Source organism: Edaphobacter flagellatus (genome assembly GCF_025264665.1).
GTDB lineage: Bacteria > Acidobacteriota > Terriglobia > Terriglobales > Acidobacteriaceae > Edaphobacter > Edaphobacter flagellatus.
The window spans coordinates 4,341,843-4,359,968 of sequence record NZ_CP073697.1; the positions used below are offsets into that span (position 1 = coordinate 4,341,843).

General features: G+C 57.6%; 21 protein-coding genes. 7 read left to right on the forward strand and 14 right to left on the reverse strand.

Annotation, left to right across the window (positions count from 1 at the left end):
- Positions 1 to 114 precede the first annotated feature (114 nt).
- Positions 115 to 2,208, forward strand: coding sequence for a DUF1800 domain-containing protein (locus KFE13_RS18130; RefSeq protein ID WP_260704998.1), 2,094 nt, complete (start codon positions 115 to 117; stop codon positions 2,206 to 2,208).
- Between the two features lie 42 nt (positions 2,209 to 2,250).
- On the opposite strand, the gene KFE13_RS18135 is transcribed toward KFE13_RS18130, so the two are convergent.
- The 6 genes from KFE13_RS18135 to trmD form a co-directional block, all read right to left on the reverse strand.
- Positions 2,251 to 3,456 (reverse strand): Gfo/Idh/MocA family protein, encoded by a 1,206-nt coding sequence (locus KFE13_RS18135; protein WP_260704999.1) that lies wholly within the window; start codon positions 3,454 to 3,456, stop codon positions 2,251 to 2,253.
- A gap of 66 nt (positions 3,457 to 3,522) precedes the next feature.
- A complete protein-coding gene (gene pdxH / locus KFE13_RS18140; RefSeq protein ID WP_260705000.1) occupies positions 3,523 to 4,119 on the reverse strand; it encodes a pyridoxamine 5'-phosphate oxidase in 597 nt (198 codons plus the stop codon).
- A 37-nt stretch (positions 4,120 to 4,156) separates the two neighbouring features.
- Positions 4,157 to 4,885: a PIG-L deacetylase family protein gene (locus KFE13_RS18145; protein WP_260705001.1), complete on the reverse strand. Its 729-nt coding sequence runs from the start codon at positions 4,883 to 4,885 to the stop codon at positions 4,157 to 4,159.
- On the reverse strand, positions 4,870 to 5,652 hold the full coding sequence (locus tag KFE13_RS18150) for a ribonuclease HII (protein ID WP_260705002.1): 783 nt from the start codon (positions 5,650 to 5,652) through the stop codon (positions 4,870 to 4,872). The genes KFE13_RS18145 and KFE13_RS18150 overlap by 16 nt, the downstream gene beginning before the upstream one ends.
- Before the next feature lie 92 nt (positions 5,653 to 5,744).
- On the reverse strand, positions 5,745 to 6,101 hold the full coding sequence (gene rplS / locus KFE13_RS18155) for a 50S ribosomal protein L19 (protein ID WP_390891589.1): 357 nt from the start codon (positions 6,099 to 6,101) through the stop codon (positions 5,745 to 5,747).
- Between the two features lie 405 nt (positions 6,102 to 6,506).
- Positions 6,507 to 7,343, reverse strand: coding sequence for a tRNA (guanosine(37)-N1)-methyltransferase TrmD (gene trmD, locus KFE13_RS18160; protein ID WP_260705003.1), 837 nt, complete (start codon positions 7,341 to 7,343; stop codon positions 6,507 to 6,509).
- 157 nt (positions 7,344 to 7,500) lie between these two features.
- Here trmD and KFE13_RS18165 point away from each other — a divergent pair, with 157 nt between their 5' ends.
- Positions 7,501 to 8,388 carry a hypothetical protein gene (locus KFE13_RS18165; protein ID WP_260705004.1) on the forward strand — a complete coding sequence of 296 codons (888 nt, stop codon included), beginning with the start codon at positions 7,501 to 7,503 and terminating at the stop codon, positions 8,386 to 8,388.
- Here KFE13_RS18165 and rimM read toward each other — a convergent pair.
- The 3 genes from rimM to rpsP all read right to left on the reverse strand — a co-directional run bounded on the left by rimM (position 8,385) and on the right by rpsP (position 9,814).
- Positions 8,385 to 8,969: a ribosome maturation factor RimM gene (gene rimM / locus KFE13_RS18170; RefSeq protein ID WP_260705005.1), complete on the reverse strand. Its 585-nt coding sequence runs from the start codon at positions 8,967 to 8,969 to the stop codon at positions 8,385 to 8,387. The genes KFE13_RS18165 and rimM overlap by 4 nt on opposite strands.
- Before the next feature lie 42 nt (positions 8,970 to 9,011).
- Complete coding sequence (locus tag KFE13_RS18175; RefSeq protein WP_260705006.1) at positions 9,012 to 9,296, reverse strand: KH domain-containing protein; 285 nt, start codon at positions 9,294 to 9,296, stop codon at positions 9,012 to 9,014.
- 278 nt (positions 9,297 to 9,574) lie between these two features.
- The gene (rpsP, locus tag KFE13_RS18180) at positions 9,575 to 9,814 is read right to left on the reverse strand and encodes a 30S ribosomal protein S16 (protein ID WP_260706999.1); all 240 of its coding nucleotides are present in this window, start codon (positions 9,812 to 9,814) and stop codon (positions 9,575 to 9,577) included.
- Positions 9,815 to 10,170: 356 nt separating this feature from the next.
- On the opposite strand from rpsP, the gene KFE13_RS18185 reads away from it, so the two are divergent.
- Together KFE13_RS18185 and KFE13_RS18190 are read left to right on the forward strand one after the other, a co-directional pair.
- Positions 10,171 to 10,497 carry a PilZ domain-containing protein gene (locus tag KFE13_RS18185; protein WP_260705007.1) on the forward strand — a complete coding sequence of 109 codons (327 nt, stop codon included), beginning with the start codon at positions 10,171 to 10,173 and terminating at the stop codon, positions 10,495 to 10,497.
- 3 nt (positions 10,498 to 10,500) lie between these two features.
- Entirely contained in the window at positions 10,501 to 11,280 is a 780-nt protein-coding gene (locus tag KFE13_RS18190) for a response regulator transcription factor (protein WP_260705008.1), read from the forward strand.
- A 72-nt stretch (positions 11,281 to 11,352) separates the two neighbouring features.
- Here the strand turns inward: KFE13_RS18190 and KFE13_RS18195 are convergent, their stop codons facing one another.
- Positions 11,353 to 11,937, reverse strand: a complete 585-nt coding sequence (locus tag KFE13_RS18195; protein ID WP_260705009.1) for a YceI family protein — start codon at positions 11,935 to 11,937, stop codon at positions 11,353 to 11,355.
- A 182-nt stretch (positions 11,938 to 12,119) separates the two neighbouring features.
- Between KFE13_RS18195 and KFE13_RS18200 the strand changes: the two genes are divergently transcribed.
- The 3 genes from KFE13_RS18200 to KFE13_RS18210 are packed head-to-tail and all read left to right on the forward strand — an operon-like array spanning position 12,120 to position 15,662.
- Positions 12,120 to 13,418 (forward strand): MFS transporter, encoded by a 1,299-nt coding sequence (locus KFE13_RS18200; RefSeq protein ID WP_260705010.1) that lies wholly within the window; start codon positions 12,120 to 12,122, stop codon positions 13,416 to 13,418.
- 57 nt (positions 13,419 to 13,475) lie between these two features.
- Complete coding sequence (locus KFE13_RS18205; RefSeq protein ID WP_260705011.1) at positions 13,476 to 14,225, forward strand: phenylalanine 4-monooxygenase; 750 nt, start codon at positions 13,476 to 13,478, stop codon at positions 14,223 to 14,225.
- Between the two features lie 33 nt (positions 14,226 to 14,258).
- A complete protein-coding gene (locus KFE13_RS18210; protein ID WP_260705012.1) occupies positions 14,259 to 15,662 on the forward strand; it encodes a glycoside hydrolase family 47 protein in 1,404 nt (467 codons plus the stop codon).
- Here KFE13_RS18210 and KFE13_RS18215 read toward each other — a convergent pair.
- The 4 genes from KFE13_RS18215 to KFE13_RS18230 are packed head-to-tail and all read right to left on the reverse strand — an operon-like array spanning position 15,659 to position 18,055.
- Positions 15,659 to 16,186, reverse strand: a complete 528-nt coding sequence (locus KFE13_RS18215) for a TlpA family protein disulfide reductase (RefSeq protein ID WP_260705013.1) — start codon at positions 16,184 to 16,186, stop codon at positions 15,659 to 15,661. The two genes, KFE13_RS18210 and KFE13_RS18215, sit on opposite strands and share 4 nt — an antisense overlap.
- On the reverse strand, positions 16,187 to 16,660 hold the full coding sequence (locus KFE13_RS18220) for a rhodanese-like domain-containing protein (RefSeq protein WP_260705014.1): 474 nt from the start codon (positions 16,658 to 16,660) through the stop codon (positions 16,187 to 16,189). It lies immediately after the preceding gene.
- Positions 16,661 to 16,670: 10 nt separating this feature from the next.
- A complete protein-coding gene (gene cobA, locus KFE13_RS18225) occupies positions 16,671 to 17,417 on the reverse strand; it encodes a uroporphyrinogen-III C-methyltransferase (protein WP_260705015.1) in 747 nt (248 codons plus the stop codon).
- Positions 17,414 to 18,055, reverse strand: a complete 642-nt coding sequence (locus KFE13_RS18230; RefSeq protein WP_260705016.1) for a precorrin-2 dehydrogenase/sirohydrochlorin ferrochelatase family protein — start codon at positions 18,053 to 18,055, stop codon at positions 17,414 to 17,416. Before KFE13_RS18230 ends, cobA begins: the two co-directional genes overlap by 4 nt.
- Positions 18,056 to 18,126 lie beyond the last annotated feature (71 nt).

Genomic DNA, 18,126 nt, shown 5'->3' on the forward strand with positions numbered 1-18,126 from the left:
GTGTAAGAGTAAAGCTGTCATAGAGAAATGACAACTCCAGATTCTTGAGTAAGGTACTTTATTCACCACAACTTCTGCTGCATCATCCATGTCTAACCAGCAAGAGGTACTTTTATGCGTCTGGTCCTGCTTGCCCTTCTGGCTGCTCCACTAACGCCTCTCTTTTCACAAAGTAACGATACGGCAATGAAGCCGGCTCAAAAAACGCCTGCTACCGCCCATGCGAAACAGGCAAAGCCAAAGCCTGCGGCCAAAGAGGCGCCGTTGGCACCGCTCTCGGTACATGAGCGTACCGTGCAGCTGCTCAATCGCTTTACCTTTGGCCCGCGTCCCGGTGAAGTGGAGCAGGTACTTGCACTCGGAGCGGACAAATGGTTCGAGCAGCAGCTTAACCCAGCCTCGATCAATGATGATGCTCTCGGCAAGCGGCTCGGTGACTTCCCAACTCTCAACATGTCTCCCGATCAGGCTCTGCTTATCTTTCCCGATCGAGGGACGATTCAGGCCGTTGCCGACGGGAAACGTCCTTACCCGGCCGACCCCAATCTCGCAGCGTTGTACGAGGTACAGGTCTATAAGCTGAACAAAGATCTCGATAACAAGAAGATCAACCCTGACGGTAAGCCGGCCTTCCCGCAACCTTCTGATGCCGAACTGGCAGAGCAGAAGAAACAGGACCAGGCAACGGCTGCCCGCATTGCTGGTGATCTCTTCGCGCTGCCTCGCAATCAACGAATGGCTGCACTCATCAAGCTCCCCGTGCCGGAGCGCATCGCCTTCACCAGCTATGTTGCTGGAGATCAGCGAAACCTTCTGCTCTCCGAGTTCTCTCCACGCGAGCGCGAACTCTTCAATGCGATGGGTTCAAATGTTGGAGCTTCCTATCAGATTGGCAGCGAGCTCTCGCAGGCCAAGATTTTGCGCGCGATTCTTTCGGAGCGTCAGCTTCAGGAGGTGATGACGGACTTCTGGTTCAATCACTTCAACGTCTTCATCGGAAAGGACTCGGACCAGTGGTACACGACGAGCTACGAGCGAGACATCATCCGCAAGCATGCTCTCGGTAAGTTCCGGGATCTGCTTCTGGCCACGGCAACTTCGCCGGCGATGATGGTCTATCTCGACAACTGGCTTTCCATCGGCCCCGACTCTCTCGCTAACGGTGTTAATCCTGCCAACCCGAACTCAAAGAAAGGCAATCGTGGTTTGAATGAAAACTACGGTAGGGAGGTGATGGAACTGCACACGGTCGGCGTCAATGGCGGCTATTCTCAGGCTGACGTTACGGCGCTCTCCGCGGTTCTGACTGGTTGGACTGTCGATCGACCCAATCAGGGCGGTCCTTTTATGTTCGATCCCAAACGGCATGAGCCCGGCCCGAAGCAATGGTTTGGGCACACGATCACCGCAGCATCCATGCCTAATATGCAACCGGGAATGAGCGAAGGCGTGCAGGCGCTGACCATTCTCGCGGCCAGCCCAAAGACAGCACACTTTATTAGCTACAAGCTTGCACAACGTTTTGTTGCGGACGATCCTCCGCCTGCGCTGGTCGATCGCATGGCTGCGACGTTCCTCTCGAGCGATGGTGACATCAAAGCCGTGCTTCGCACGCTGGTACAGTCGCCAGAATTCAACTCGCGGAAGTATTTTCGCAATAAGGTTAAGACGCCCATGGAGTTCATTGCTTCGGCCTTTCGCACAACAGCAACCGATCCGGCCAATCCAGGCGCACTTGTTCAGACGCTGAGGACGATGGGGATGCCGCTCTACTTTGCGCTTCCTCCGACGGGCTACTACATTACTGCCGATCAGTGGATGAATTCGTCCGCGCTTGTGGATCGACTGAACTTTGCGTATTCGTTGACGGAAAACAAGCTGGCGAATCAGAAGTTTGATTCGGCCCATGTGCTTGCTCTGGGGCTCATGAGCCAGTCCAACGTCGCCGATCATGCAGCGACATCTACGCCTCGGCCACATTACGCCGAGACGCTTCTCAGCACGAACGAACCGGTAAGCGCGAGTGGGCAGGACGTTGCGTTAGGCGTGCTGGAAAACTCGCTGATCGGCGGAGAGGTCTCCCAGCAGACGAATCAGCTCATCCACAAGCAGATCGATCAGCTTGTAACTCCAACGACCTCCTCGTCGGAGACGCTCAATCTGCTGACCGCGCTGGTAATGGGAAGCCCGGAGTTTCAACTACGCTAAGAACAAGGCCTTCGATCAACATCGAAGGCCTTGTTCTTAGCTCTATCCTTTTAGTGTAACGTGCTGTGCCTTCACTTGCGCGCGCACAACCAGCTCTGCTGCGAGCAGGCACTGTGTCTGGTCCTGTGCTGTATGGGTGCGGTTTACGATGTCGGAGACAAACTGCGGTCCAAAGGGTAGCGACAGGTTATTGCAGTCAATGTACCGGGCCGATTCCTTATTGACGACGTAGAGATTGTTGCCGGACTTCGACCGTGTGACATCAATGTATTTGCGTACCTCAATGTAGCCTTCGGTGCCGAGGATAAATAATCTGCCGTCTCCCCATGTGCCGAGCGCATCGGGCGTGAACCAGTCGAGACGTACGTAGCCGAAACCTTTATTGCCGCGCAACATCATGTCCCCGAAGTCTTGAAACTTGGGCTTCTGCGGATGGTTCACATTGGCAACCTGCGAGGCAACAACCTCTGCCTCTGTCGAGCCGGTGTAATAAAGGAACTGATCAACCTGATGGGAGCCGATATCGTTCAGGATGCCGCCATATCGCGCCGCATCCCAGAACCAATCCGGTCTTCCTCCAGCTCCACCAGCATATGGATCGGCGCCCTTCTGCACGATCTGGTGCGGAGCGATGTTGATGGTCTGGATGACGCGGCCGATGGCTCCTTCCTTTATAAGATCGCCGGCCTTCACCGCTGCTTTCACCTCGAAGCGTTCGCTGTAGAGGATTCCGTAGATACGCTTTGTCTCGGCGATTGTTTTGCGGATTTCATCGATCTGAGCCAGCGACGTTGCACCCGGCTTATCGCTCAGGTAATCCTTGCCTTTCTTCATCACGCGAACACCAAGAGGCGCACGCTGATCGGGAATCGTTGAGCTGAGCACTAGCTGGATGGAAGAATCGTTGAGAATCTCGTCCTCAGAAGAAACGATCTTTACGTCAGGAAATCGTTTTTTGAACGCTGCCAGCTTGTCCGGCTCGGCTCCATAAGCAGAGACGAGTGTGCCGCCTCCGCGCTGAATCGCACCGACCATGCCGTAGATATGGTCGTGGCTCATGCCGCAGACGGCGAACTTGATGGAGTACTTTGGCTTGGCGTCGGCATCCTGGCCGGGCGCGGCAATCTCATGCACAACACGCGCAGGGTCGATCGCATGCATCTCCGCAAGCGCTGGAACACCTGCCATCAGACCGGCTGAACCTACTGCGCGCAAAAAATCCCGACGCCCAAACATATCCACTGCCATCTCTCGTATCTCCTGGTAGCATTTTCGCTGCACTGCGAACTATATCAATTTCAACATGCTGCTGGCTCAAGGAAAAAGAAGCTCTTTATGCCAGCCGTCTTCCTGAAGCGTGAACAGGAAGCGGTGATGCAGCCGGTTTTCCCCGGCAATCCAGAACTCGATGCGCCTGGGCTGAATGGCATAACCCTTCCACCATGCAGGGCGGGGGACTTCGTTGGGGAATTGCATTTCGTACTCGGCGACTAGCCTTTCCAGGATGTCGCGGTTCTCCAGGCGGCGGCTTTGGCGTGAGACGGAAGCGCCTAGCTGGCTGCCTCGCGAGCGTGTGTGGAAGTAAGCATTGGCATCTTCGGGTGGCAGCTCAAGCACGGGTCCTTCAACGCGGACCTGGCGCTCAAGGGTCTTCCAGTGGAAACAAAGTGCAGCGCGTGGATTAGCTGCAAGTTCGCGACCCTTTCTGCTTTCAGCATTGGTGAAGAAGCAGAAGCCGCGCCTGTCGACTTCCTTGACCAGAACCATGCGCACGCTGGGTGTTCCGTCCCAGTTGGCCGTGGCGAGTGCGGCGGCGTTTGGATCGTTAGGCTCGCTTGCAGTCGCTTCGTTCAACCATGAGTGGAAGAGTGCAATTGGTTCCGTTGCCGCTTCGATGGATCGCAGGTCCATATTCTGAAGTTTACTAGGATTGTGCTGAAGTCTGAGGCTAGAGGAGTCCTTCAAACAGGTCGGTACCGAGATGCGCAGGTTGAGCATCGTTCGTGGCCACCAGCGCGTAGTATTCCTCAGCGCCGTGTTTGGCGAAATAGCCTCGAGTTCGCTCAATCAGCGGAGTCTGTGAGATGTGTTGTTCGAAGGCTTCGCTTTTGCGCTTTTGCACCGAGCGAATGTCCAGGGTGACGGTCCATGGCATCGGGTGCGGCGGCTGACGGTCGGGGATGAAGAATCTGGTTGTCTGGTAGAACAGTCTGTCGGGCTGGAAGGCTGGGCTTATTTCGGGAAAGCGCTTTGGTTGGGCCGACCAGTGGAAGGCTGCGGTTGTCCAGAAGGAGACCATCATGTGGTCGGAGTGTGAGTTGGCTCCGCCGTCGCCGCCGAAGGTGACGACAACGTTTGGGCGAAAGGTGCGTATCCGTTCGACCAGTTGTGCGGCTGGTTCAGGAAACGGCACGTGAATCAATTGTGCATCGTGATGGTTCAGCAGTTCATATCTGGTGACGCCAAGCACTTTGCAGGAGGCTGCAAACTCGGCACGTCGCATCGCTCCCAGCTCTGCGCCTGAAGCGGTATCTCCGCGGCTGCTGGCTGCCTGTCCGTCTGTCATGCAGACGACGTACGTTTCTATTCCGCGCTCGGCTGCGAGAGCCAGAGCGCCGCCGAAGGCAAAGCATTCGTCATCAGGATGCGCGGTCACGCACATCAGTCGCAGGGGCAATCCGAGTCCTCCGCTGGCTGGGGATTGAGTTCGTCGAGGTCGAAGAGATCGCCGGAGACGAGGTCGTCGATGGCTGCATTGCGATCGGAGGCTTTGACTGGAGCGAAGCTTCTGCGGTGCAGTGCAGTTGGGCCATGCTCCTGCAGCGCGCGTCTGTGCGCAGGCGTTGCGTAGCCTTTGTGCGAGGCGAGTCCGTAACCAGGATGGATCTCGTCCAATTGGCGCATCAGAGCGTCGCGATGCACCTTGGCGATGACAGATGCAGCTGCGATCGACAGGCTCAGCGAATCGCCGTAGATGAGCCTGGTCTGATGGCAGGGATGATCGATGCGCATGGCGTCGATCAGGAGATGATCGGGCGTGATGGATAATCCTCGCACGGCTTCGAGCATTGCGAGTCGCGTTGCCTGATAGATGTTGATGCGGTCGATGGTTTCTGCGTCGATCTCGGCGATGCAGAAGGCAAGTGCTACGCGGCGAATTCTGCGGTCGAGCCGTTCGCGGTCTTTGCGTAGAAGCTGCTTGGAGTCTTTGAGTCCTGCTTTGGCGAGTCCTGCGATGCGTTCGGGAAGGATGACGGCTGCAGCGACAACAGGGCCGAAGAGCGCACCGCGTCCGACTTCGTCGACACCAGCGATGGCGCGGAAGCCGCGATAACGAAGAGCCTGTTCCGGCGCGTCGCTGCAGATGAGCTGGCGAAGCAGTTGCTGCTTGGCCGTTGCTGCAGAGACGGTTCGTTTAATGCGTACGCGCGCTGCTGTTGCCATAAAAAACTTCTGCGAGAAGTTTATAACTTTGAGCGCAGAAGAAAGCCACGGCCTGAAGGCCGTGGCTTTGTGGAAATGATGGATGAAATGAACTAGCTGGCGCGTTCGACTTCGCGCAGACGAGCTGCCTTACCGCGCAGACCGCGCAGGTAGAAGAGCTTCGAACGGCGAACTTCGTAAGAGCGAACCTTCTCGACCTTGTCGACAACCTTGGAGTTGTAAGGGAAGACGCGCTCGACGCCCTGGCCGAAGCTCATCTTGCGAACGGTAAATGTGCCCTGCGGTCCCTTGCGGCAAGCGATGACCATTCCTTCGAACGCCTGCAGGCGCTCCTTCTCACCCTCGCGGATCTTGACCTGAACGCGGACAGTGTCGCCGGGAGCGAAGTTCGGGATATCGGTCCGCTCAAGCTTCGCGGCCAGTTTCTGCATGATGGGATGGATTGACATGACTACTTCCTGTGTATGAACTCGAGTCTTCAGTTTACACCAAATCGTGCAAAGAGCGGGTGTTACATGCATTTGGATGGAGGGGTATGCGGCTTGATGCCCCGCCTGCGAATAACAAATGGCGAGGTGATACCCCCTCCCCCGGCTGATTTTTATAAGGCATTTGTTTTCATCGGGTTGCTCGATTTGCACAAGGCAAAATATTGAAAAACAAGGGCTTATATCTAAAAATATTGATTCTAAAGGTGAAAGCCCCACCCGATTGGGTGGGGCTTTCTATCTTGGCTACTGATTTAACTCTAGCAGATGGATGGGGGTAAACCGGCACTTTTCTGCGACTCTATTTGCTTTGTTTTGTGCGGTTTGTGAAATAGGGGGACTTGACAGGATTTATGGCGCGGCGGGTTATGGCGTGCGATTGCCTTCCTGTTCGAGCTCCCACCGGATTTCGTCGAGCGTGCGGAGATCCTGTCGGCTGAGGGAGGTGTTTTCGAGCAGGTCCGGGCGGTTGATCAGCGTTTTGCGAAGGGCCATTCTTCGGCGCCAGAGACGGATGGCATCGTGGTTGCCACCCTGGAGGACCTCGGGGACACCGATGCCCTGGAAATCGGCAGGGCGCGTGTAGTGAGGATAGTCGAGGATGCCTCCGGCGCCGTGGGTGGTTCTGGGTGGGGTGTCGGCGGTGTTTGGCTCGAGTGCGGTATCGTCGGCGCCGAAGCTTTCGAAGCGGGCTGAGTCAGGATGACCGAGCGCGCCGGGGAGCAGGCGCACGACCGCATCGACGATGACGGCTGCGGCGAGCTCGCCACCTGAGAGGACGTAGTCGCCGATGGAGATCTCGCGATCGCAGAGAAGCTGGTTGATGCGCTCGTCGACGCCTTCGTAGCGTCCGCAGACCATCACGACGCGATCGAGCGTTGAGAGCTCGTGCGCGAGGGATTGCGTGAAGGGGCGGCCCTGCGCTGAGAGCAGAATGACCGTTTCGCGTTTGGGGTCGCGTTCGGATTTGGCCGCAATGCCGAGCGAGGCGACGGCGTCGAAGATGGGCTGCGGTTTGAGTACCATGCCTTCGCCGCCGCCGAAGGGCCTATCGTCGACGGTGCGGTGGCGGTCGTGCGTGAAGCTGCGCAGGTCGTGCGCGGCGATGTTGACGAGACCGGTCGCGCGCGCCCTGCTGAGGATTCCGTACTCGAAGGTGCTGGTGAAGAAGTCCGGAAAGATGGTGATGATATCGAAATGCATGGAGATATTCAGTCTCTTAGGGTATCGAATCTGGAGTGGTACACCAAAGTTGCAGACGAATTGACTACGAAGTAATGGGTTTGGCAATGAAATTTCATGCAGGATGACTTAACCTCGAATTAAGCGTACGTATCCCGCAAAGCTAAAGGGTCTCGGGGTGTTATTCAGGGTAAAACTGGTCTTCGCGGGCGTGCTGTTCGCTGCGCTCCCGGGGTTCACATACCGCGCCAGCGGGCAGGCGCTCATGATTCGCGCAGCAGATACTTTTCAGGGCGACGATGCGGAGAAAGAGTCGTCGTCTGCCGATTCCAGGGATGCGGCATCGATTGCAGAACCGTATGACCATGCTACGAAGCTGGTCAGGCCCATCGACCCAGCAGAACGCACAGGGCCGTTTTCGAGCGTGAGGATCGGCGTGAAGGCGGATACACTGGGCGCGGGGCTCGAGCTGTCGACGCCACTTTCCAGACATTTTGGTCTACGCGCGGGCGGGAATATTTTCTCGTTCAACTATCGCTTCAATATCGACGGAGTGGACTACAACTCACGGTTTAATCTGCGTTCTGGCAGCGCGAATCTGGACTGGTTTCCAGGGCGTGGGGGATTCAGGATCGGGATGGGAGTGCTGTACTTCAACAACACGCTGTCGGCGATCTCGGGCGTGCCTCCGGGGAATTACTTTGAGCTGGGCAGTCAGGGTTTTGTAAACAGCGTGGACGATCCTTTGCATGGAACGGCTGGTGTGGACTTCTCACGGCATGTGGCGCCGATGGTGTCGGTGGCCTACAACCTGATCGGTAAGAGGGAGTCGAGCAGGATCACGATGCCGTTGGAGCTGGGAGTGGCATATACGGGGCCGGCGAAGATTTATGTGACGCTGGATGGCACGGCCTGCGTGAGCGATGGCTGCTTTACCTTTGCGGAGAATCAAGAGGCGCAGCAGAGTCTTCAGGATGAGATTAAAAAGCTGAACAACAATCTGTCGAGCTATCCTGTCTACCCGATTTTCTCGATTGGGGTTACGTATCGGCTGGGCCGTCGCTAACGATTAATATCGATCAGGCCAGCGGGGAGATCGAGCACGATTTTTTTTGCGGCAAGATCGACGGACCGCAGAAACGCTTTCGCATAGGGGATCAGGATTTCATCGCCGTCGGGGGAACGCACTTCGAGCAGAGAGGGTATGTCTTCAAGTGGAACGCCATCGGATGAGGTGGGGAACTGGACGCCGGTCACCTCGCCGACGGCTGTGTCGCGGTCGTAGACGGTGCATCCGGTGAGGTCGCTGATGTAGGTGGAGTCTTCGTCGAGGCTGACGCGGTGGTTTTCGGCCACGATGAGATCGAGGCCGGCGAGGGATTCGGCCGCTGAGATGGAGTCGATGCCGGAGATCTGAAGAACGACCCTGCCCCTGTTTTTACCGACAGGGAGCCAGGAGGAGACGATAGTAACCTGCCTGGCATCACTGGGGGCACCCTGAAATTCAGGCGGAGCCAAAAAGAGGCCCTCGCGGCCGGCTAGCTGGTCGGGGAAGTCGGTCAGCAGCTCGGCCAGGAGCTCTCCTTTGCGGCCTTGCGGACGAAGGAGATGGGCAAGCACGATCCAGGAGGCAGTATTCGACGACATGGCGTGCTCAGGATACCCGGTTCAGGCTATAGCTTTCGAGGGCTACCCATTGGGAGCGTCGATCTCGATGATGTCGAGTGCATAGCGATGTTTCTGCTTCATGCTGGCCGCTGCAAGAATGGTACGAAGCGAGCGAGCAGTGCGGCCCTGTTTGCCAATGACTTTACCAATATCAGTGGCGGCAACGCGCAGCCGCAGGACAGTTGTATCGCCCTCCGGAACGGCATCGACAGAGACTTCGTCAGGTGAATCAACCAGAGCCTTGGCAATCTCAAAAACCAGGTCCGTCATATTTTTTGCGCTATCATCTCCGCTATCTACAGACATCCTCAACACACCTCCTGGGTTAGAAACAATGCGGGGCTTGCTCTACCCTCAGCCTCATCGTGCGAGGTCTTGTAAGAAGTGTTTTAAAACGAGCGTCGCCACGGCTTGCCGATGAACCTGAAATCCTACAAAGCAAGCGCTATGCAGTTTGTTCAGGCCACCGGTTCGCAATAAGAGAAGTCTACGTGAGAGGTTTGCAGATGCAATACGGAGAATCTGGGTTGCCAGCAAATCTTTGGGAACCTGGGGACATTCCCGAAGTCAACATCTAAGGTAACTTAGGCAGCAGCTGGAGCCGAGGTGGCAAGAAGCTTCTCGACACGGTCAGAGAGCTGGGCACCCTTGCTGGTCCAATAGTCGATACGGTCACGCTTGAGCTCAACGCTGGCGGGATTTGTGCGGGGATTATAGGTGCCAACTACCTCAACGGAACGGCCATTACGAGCGCGGTCCTTCTCGATAACAACGATACGGTAGTGGGGCTGCTTGCGGGCGCCAACGCGCGCCAAACGGATCATCAACACAGGAAAAGCCTCTCTTTAGAGAACGTTTAGTTTGGGTGACAACACAGCGGCGGAACCCGGTAGCGGGCAGACAACCGCGGAGAACCCAACAACTAAGTATCGCGGAAATTGCAGCTTTTCGCAATGGAGAAAGACCGGAGACGAGGAAGAAGGGCCTCTCGCTTTGTTCCGGTTTGGGGGGAGCTGGGCGGGTCCGCGAGGGTGGTTTTGGTCGGGATATCATAGTTACCTCCCTCTATGACATGAAAAAGCTTCGGGAGTGGTTACTTGTGAGGTAGACTCCTGTGTGTCAGCCGAGTACGGCCGTTCGCTGGCATGGGGCGGCCTTTCATTGGCAGGAGGAAGATCCCGTGGGCCAGCTGCAAACAAAAAAGGGAGAAAATCCGGTCAGGACGGCTGTACGTTTCCCGATGAAGCTACCTCTGGTTATCCAAACGGAGCAGGGAGAGCTGCAGGCAATGACGGAAAATATCTCGGCAAACGGTCTTCTGTTTGTATGCGACCGGTTGCTGGAGGTAAATAGCAGACTTGAGTTCACGATCGCGATGCCAGCGGCGGTAATGGGCTCGGACACAGATGTAAGGATTCACTGTATTGGCCGCGTTGTCCGCCACTTCCAGCAGGACGGGAAGCAAAAGATTGGCGCCGTCATCGACGAATATTTTCTGAAGGCATGAACTATGTCGGTTGTTCATTTTGATTCATCACGAGACTCTGAGGAGCATCAAGAAGACGGCGCCTCCCCTGGTATCCGCGTTATTCTTGCCGACTCCCAAGCGATTTACCGCGTTGGCATGCGAAAGGTCTTTGCCCTGGAGGACGACATCCGTGTGGTCGCTCAGGTGGAGACGCTCAGTAACCTCCATATGGCTCTTCAGCGGTATCCCACCGATGTTGTTGTGCTCGAAGGACAGCTGATTGCCGGGACGATCGATGCGGTTCCAGAACTGGTGCGCCAGGCTCCGGGAGCAAAACTGATTGTGCAGGTAATGGAGACCGACGAAGCCAATACAGTCGAGCTGTATCGACGTGGTGTGCGCGGCGTCGTGCCGCGGTCGATTTCGCCGGACCTGCTGGTGAAGTGCGTGCGCAAGATCGCCGAAGGGGAGACGTGGATCGACAACCAGTCGATCAACTGGGTGATCGAGGCGTATCGCTCGCAGGCCACCACGCTGACCGATCCCAAGGTGCAGCCGAAGCTTTCGAAGAAAGAGCTTGCGATCATCAGCTGCATTACGCGCGGCATGCGGAACAAGGAGATCGCCTACCAGATCGGAACGACCGAGCAGGTGATCAAGAATTATCTGCGCAAGGTGTATGACAAGCTCGGTGTATCGGATCGCCTGGAGCTGGCGTTGTACTGCCTGCACCATGAACTGCTGAAGAAGTACACGACCGAGGCGGAGAGCGCTCTACTACAGCAGACAGAGCCGACGCAGCCGCTGCGCGCGAAGATGTAGTGCAGAGTTATTGAGAAATGGAAGGCCGGAGAGAATCTCTCCGGCCTTTGTTTTGCGCGATGCCGATTGCGGTTACTTCTTGTCGATCTCGACGTCGATGGAGAACTTGATGTCGTCGCCGACGACGGCGGTGGGAACCTTAGGGCCGAAGTTGAAGTCGGAACGCTTGAGGGTGCCGGAGGCGGAGAAGCCGCTGCGGGTCAGGCCCTTTGCGTCGGTCTGTGGAGGTGCGGGACCGTCGACGTCGAGGGTAACGCTCTTGGTCACGCCGTTGAGGGTCAGATCACCGGTCAGTGTGAGCTTGCCGCCTGCATTCGAGAGAGAGGTCGACTTGAAGGAGAGTTGCGGGTATTTGGTTACGTCGAAAAACTTGGGCGACTTGAGGTCCTGATCCCGCATATCGACGCCAGTTGCAACGGTGCTGGTTTCGGCTGTCGCTGTAACGCTGGACTTGGTGATGTCCTTTTCGTCGTAAACAACCGTGCCCTTCACGCTGCCGAGGGAGCCGTGCACATTGGAGACACCCATGTGGCGGACCGTAAAGTTGATGCTCGAGTGAGCCGGGTCGATGTTCCAGTTCGAGGTCTGGGCATATACCTGGGAGCCAGCCAAAGAAGCAGCCGCAAGAGCGAGTGCCAGGATAAATCGGTTGCGCATAGATCGTTCCTCTTTCTTTTCAGTAAATCCTAAAGATAAACATCAGATGTTGGGAAACTGTAAAACGATGCTACAAGATTGTGCCTGAGTTGACGCAGGCCAGAATGTAAAAAGTTTCGCGGAGGGGACACAAAGGAAAGAAGTCCAACCAATAGCGGTGCTTGAATGCTAGCATCCGCGATATGGCTTTTTTCGGTGAACTCAAGCGCCTGAACCCTGCCCAAAGAAGTACCTTTGCAGCCTGCTTTCTGGGCTGGACGCTCGATGCCTTTGATTTCTTCCTGCTTACGGTCTGTTTGAAAGCGATTGCCGCGGACTTTCATGTGGGTATCCCGGTGATTGCCGAAGCGATCTTCTGGACGTTGGTGATGCGTCCGCTGGGAGCGCTGATCTTCGGTGTGCTTGCGGAGCGATACGGTCGGCGTCCGACACTGATCATCAACATTCTGTGTTTCTCGCTGTTTGAGCTGGCCTCGGCGTTTGCTCCGACGCTGCGTAGCTTTCTTATATGCCGCGCGCTGTTTGGAGTTGCGATGGGAGGCGAGTGGGGCGTGGGGGCGGCACTGGCGTTGGAGTCGCTGCCAGCGAGTGGGCGCGGGTTCTTCTCGGGGATTCTGCAGGAGGGGTATGTTGTCGGCAACCTGTTGGCGGGTGCGCTTTACTGGCTGTTGTTTCCTCACCTGCACGGAACGGGGATGCTGGCCGGGTGGCGTGTGATGTTTATGATCGGCGCGCTGCCTTCGTTGCTGGCCTTCTATATGCAGTTCAAGGTGAAGGAGTCGCCGGTCTGGGTGGAGGCGGAGCAGAGAAGAAAGGCTGAGGGTGCAGGGAAGCCGCGCATCGACTTCAAGCACTTTGTGACATATCTGCCGACGTTTCTGTTTCTGGTGCTGCTGATGACGTGCTTCAACTCGTTCAGCCACGGTACGCAGGATCTTTATCCGACGCTGCTGGAGAAAAATCATGGTCTGACGCCGAGCACGGTCGGTCTGTTGATTGTGATCAGCAATCTCGGCGCTCTGACTGGAGGCATTTTATGCGGCGCGTTGTCGGAGAAGTTTGGACGCAAGCGAATGATCATCATCGCCGCATTGATGGCGATTCCAATGATTCCGCTGTGGGCCTGGTCGCATACCGTTCCGATGCTTGCGTTGGGTGGTTTCCTGATGCAGTTCGCTGTACAGGGAGCGTTCGGAATTATTCCGGCGCACATCAATGAGCTTTCGCCGGGGCCGGTGCGGGCTGTGTTTCCGGGCTTTGCGTATCAGCTGGGGAATCTTTGTTCTTCGCGCAACGGAGTCTTTCAGGCGGCGCTGGCGCAGAGGTATTGGGGCGGCGTGCTGACGACTGTGATGTCGTGGACGGTTGTGGTCGGAGCAATCGCGATCGCCATCGTAACGGGGTTGGGCCGCGAGGCGCGGGGCGAGAACTGGTCGCAGATGGAGGCGACGAAGGTTGCGCATGAGGAGAGCCTGTCCTGAGGCCGGGGATGTATCCTTCTGCAGGCAGTTTTACGTCTGCCGGAATGAGGTCTTGGTATGGGAATGACGGGGCAGGTTCTTACGGTGGCGGCACCGTACCTGATTGAGCAGGACTGGAAGGCCTACACACCGGAGCAGCATGCGACGTGGGCCGAGCTGGTGAGCCGCCGGATGCCGCAGCTCCGCCAGCATGCGTGCCGCGAGTATCTGGATGGCTTCGAGCAGATTGGCCTGCGGGAAGACCAGCTCCCCGATCTGAAGGCGGTGAGTGCGCGGCTGAAGCCGCGCACGGGTTGGCAGTCGACGCCGGTGAGTGGATTTCTTCCGCCGGATGCGTTCTTCGAGATGCTGGCGGCGAGGATGTTTCCGACAACGACATGGCTGCGTAGCAGGGAGTCACTCGAATACACGCCGGAGCCGGATATCTTTCATGATGTTTTTGGCCATGTGCCGATGCATGCGCATCCGGTGTTTGGCAATTTTCTGCAGCACTATGGGCAGGTGTGCGCTGGGTTGATGCATGATCCTGTCGCGCTGGAGCGTATGGGGCGCGTGTTCTGGTTCACGGTTGAGTTTGGAGTGATTCGGCAGGATGGTGAACTGAAGGTGTATGGCAGCGGGTTGATCAGCTCGCACGGAGAGTGCACGCGTGTGCTGGCGGGTGGATGCGACGTCAAGGATTTCAATCTGGATGCGGTGATGAATCAGGAGTTCGATACGGGCACGATGCAGCCGGTGCTGTATGCGGTCGAGTCGTTCGATCAGATTTATGAGGCTACGAAAGAGGCGGAGAAGCGGCTGGGATAACAACTTCGTTTCGTTTTGCAATAGAGTGGTGGGATGAATCTGCACCGCTCTTTCTGTTATCTCGCCCTTGGCTTCGTCGCATCGTGTGTTCTGTCGTCAACACCTGTCCACGCAGCCAGCACTGCGCCGATGACGGATGCGCAGAAGGCTGCTCTGGCGCGGCAGGTTCGCGAGGAGCTTCTTCATGCGTGGAACGGTTACAAGCAGTATGCGTGGGGACACGATGCGCTGAAGCCGCTAAGCAAGCAGCCGCATGACTGGTATGAGCATTCGCTGCTGATGACGCCAGTCGATGCGCTGGACACGATGCTGGTGATGGGGCTGACGGAGCAGGCGGATGAGGCTCGCAAGCTGATCGACGAGAAGCTGGACTTCGACCAGGACATGTATGTGAAGGATTTCGAGATTACGATCCGCATGCTGGGCGGATTGCTCTCGAGCTATCAGATGACGGGCGACAAACGTCTGTTGGCGTTGGCGGACGATCTTGGCCGCCGCATGTTGCCGATCTTCGATTCGCCCACGGGCATGCCGTATGAGTATGTGAATCTGCATACGGGCGCGGTGAAAGGAGTAGAGAGCAATCCTGCGGAGATTGGCAGTCTGTTGCTGGAGTATGGGATGCTGGCGCGGATCACCGGTAAGCCGATTTATTACGAGAAGGCCAAGCGCGCGATGATCGAGCTGGACAAGCGCCGATCGAAGCTTGGGCTGGTTGGCGTAGGCATCAACGTCGAGACGGGCAAGTGGACGAACGGTACGGCGGGCATCATGGGCGGTATTGATTCGTACTACGAGTATTTGTTGAAGTGCGCGATTCTGTTTGGCGACAAGGACTGCGAGCGCATCTGGAAGGAAAATATTGCGGCGATCAACAAGTACCTTGCTGACCAGCGTCCTGACGGCTTGTGGTATGGGCAGGCCAACATGGAGACGGGGCAGCGTACGACGACATACTATGGTGCGCTCGATGCCTTCTTTCCGGCGGTGCTGGCGCTGGATGGAGACCGCGACAGAGCGGTTCGTCTGGAGGACTCAAGCTACAGGATGTGGAACTTTGCGGGGATCGAGCCGGATCGCTTCGACTATGTGAAGATGCAGGTGGTCAACGGCGAATATCCGCTGCGTCCGGAGATTGTCGAGTCGGCCTACTATCTGTACCACTACACGCATGACCCGAAATATCTGGCGATGGGGCAGACATTCCTTGAGTCCCTGGTGAAGTATTGCCGGACAGATACTGGATTTGCCGCGCTGAGCGATGTGCGTACGAAGAAGAAGGATGACAGCATGGAGAGCTTCTTCTTTGCGGAGACACTGAAGTATCTCTACCTGCTGTTCGCTCCACCATCGACGCTGGACTTCGATGCGATTGTGTTTAACACAGAAGCCCATCCGATGAAGCGCAGTCTGGCAACGCCAGCGGCGGTCCGCTAAGGCTTCTTCGGGAGCAGGCCGGTAATGCGTTTCTCGAGAGCGCTGAGGTCTGTCTCGCCCTGGACGCGTTCGATGATTTTGCCGTCGGGGGAGATGAGGTAGCTGATAGGCAGGCCGAGGACGCCGCCGTACTGCTCGCCGATCTTCTCGTCGCCCATGATGACCGGATAGGTGAACTGAAGCTTGCGTGCCGCTTTCTGGACGGGCGCTGCGTCGTCGTCCATGGAAACGCCGAGGACTTGCAATCCCTGCGAGGCGTATTTCGTCTGCCATGTGTTGAAGCGTGGAATTTCGGTAAGGCAGGGGCCGCACCATGTGGCCCAGAAGTTGAGCAGCACCAGCTTGCCGCGATAGGTGGAGAGGCGGACAGGTTTGCCGTCGAGCGTGTTGCGCGTGAAGTCGGGCGCTGTGCGGCCCGCTGCTGGTTTAGCTGCGAATTTTGCTGCGGTCTGTGCCGGCAGGTTCGGCGATGCGGTGACGAGAGCGACAGCGAGAAGGATGGCGTGAGGTGTAGCGATCTTCATTTAGCGGCCCTTTTCGGTCGGGTAGCCCTTGTTGACCCAGTCTGTGCCGAAGTTTTCGGCGAGGTAGAGAACCTTCACGTTTGTGAAGCCCTGCTCATGAAGCAGGTTGTAGGCGGGAGCGATGTTAGGGCAGCGTCCCCACGGGCAGCAGCCGCAGTAGAGGACGATGGCGGTGCTCTTTGGCAGTGATGCGACGCGTGCTTTGATAGCGTCGATGCCGGCGGACTGCCCTGCGGGGCCGGCGTATTCGGAGCCGGGGATGTGGGCCTGCGCGAAGAGAACATGGGAGCCGGTCTGGAGGATGAGCGGCTTTGGTGCGCTGGATTGAAGCGCCGCGGCGAAGTCGGCTGGCTGGATGAGGTCCGCCGTTGGGATCGAGGATGCGGGGACGTGCTCATGCTGCGCCTGAGCGAAGCTGATGTGCGTCATGAAGAGGATGGTGGCGAGGAGGAGGGAGTGCCGAAGGAGCTTCATGAAGATTAGTTTAAGCTTGAGCCTTTGCTGGATGCACTTCTGGGCCGATGAGGAGGATGACGGGAGCGGGGCCGACATTGGCGCTTCGCAGCCCGGCGAGCGTGGTGGTATAGGTGTGCTGCTGCGGTGTTGAGGCGCTGGAGACGGCGGTACACGGTGTAGTGGGAGCTATGCCTGAGGCGATCAGGTCGGCTGCCAGAGTTTCGAAGTCGCGGCCGGGCATGTAGATCACGAGTGTCGCTTCGTCGGGGAATGAGCCGGACCAACTTGGTGTGAGCGAGAGTTTACCTGCGGCATGGTGCGCGGTGGCGAGGATAAGTTTCGAGGCGCGGGTGCGATCGGTGAGCGGTGCCTCCAGTGAGGCGGCGACGGCAAAGGCTGCTGTGATGCCGGGTACGATCTCGAAGGGGATATGGTGCTCGCGGAGGAAGGCAATCTCCTCAGCAGCGCGGCCGAAGACGAGCGGGTCGCCGGATTTGAGGCGCACGACGGAGGAGTCGTTGCGCGTGTGTTCCAGCATGAGGTCGTGGATGCCTGCCTGCGTAATGCGCGGCTGTCCGCAGCGCTTGCCGACGGGGATGATGAGTGTTGTCGGGCTGGCGAGCTCGAGGATCTCTTCGGATACGAGGTCGTCGGGGAGGATGACGTCTGCGGTCTTGAGCAGATGCGCGGCGCGCAGGGTGAGGAGCGCGGGGTCACCGGGGCCTGCTCCCACGAGATAGACCTGGCCGGGCTCGGCATCGGGGATCGAGATCACGCCTTCTCCTTGGACAATGGATTGGTGAGCGCGTGCTCGCGCGCGAGGAGGCGGGAAGGGCACTCGTTGTAGCTGCAGACCTGACGCTGTGCCAGCTCATGCAGTAGCAGACGACGCGATTCGTTGAGCGGCTCTGCGGCGACGACTTCGCGGCGGAGGTTGCCGAGGTCGGCGAGCCAGTCGCCGAGGTCCAGAGGCAGTTGCTCGTTGAGCTGTTTGCGCAGTTGCTGCGCGAGCGCTGGTGAACTGCCTGCCGTCGAGATCGCGATCTGTAGGTCGCCGCGCCGCACGATGGAAGGGAAGTAGAAGTCGCAGAAGGGTGGGTCGTCGACGGCGTTGCAGAGCACGCCCGAGGCGGTGGCTTCAGCGAAGACGGCGCGGTTGACGGCAGGATCGTTGGTGGCTGCTACGACGAGGAAGGCTCCGGCAAGGTCCCCTGTTTTGTAGGGGCGCGAGTGCAGGATCAACTCGCCGGTGGCTGCCTGCTCGGCGATGGTTTCGCTGGCTTCGGGAGCGATGACCGTGATGCGTGCATCGGCGGCGCGCAGAGAGGCGATCTTCGATTCGGCGAGATTGCCTGCGCCGATGACGACGCAGGAGCGGCCGGTCAGTTTGAGGAAGATCGGGAAGAGGGACATAGATGTTCTGTACCGATGATAGACCTGCATGCAAGACGACCGCAGATGATGCGGATGAGCGCGGATTTGAT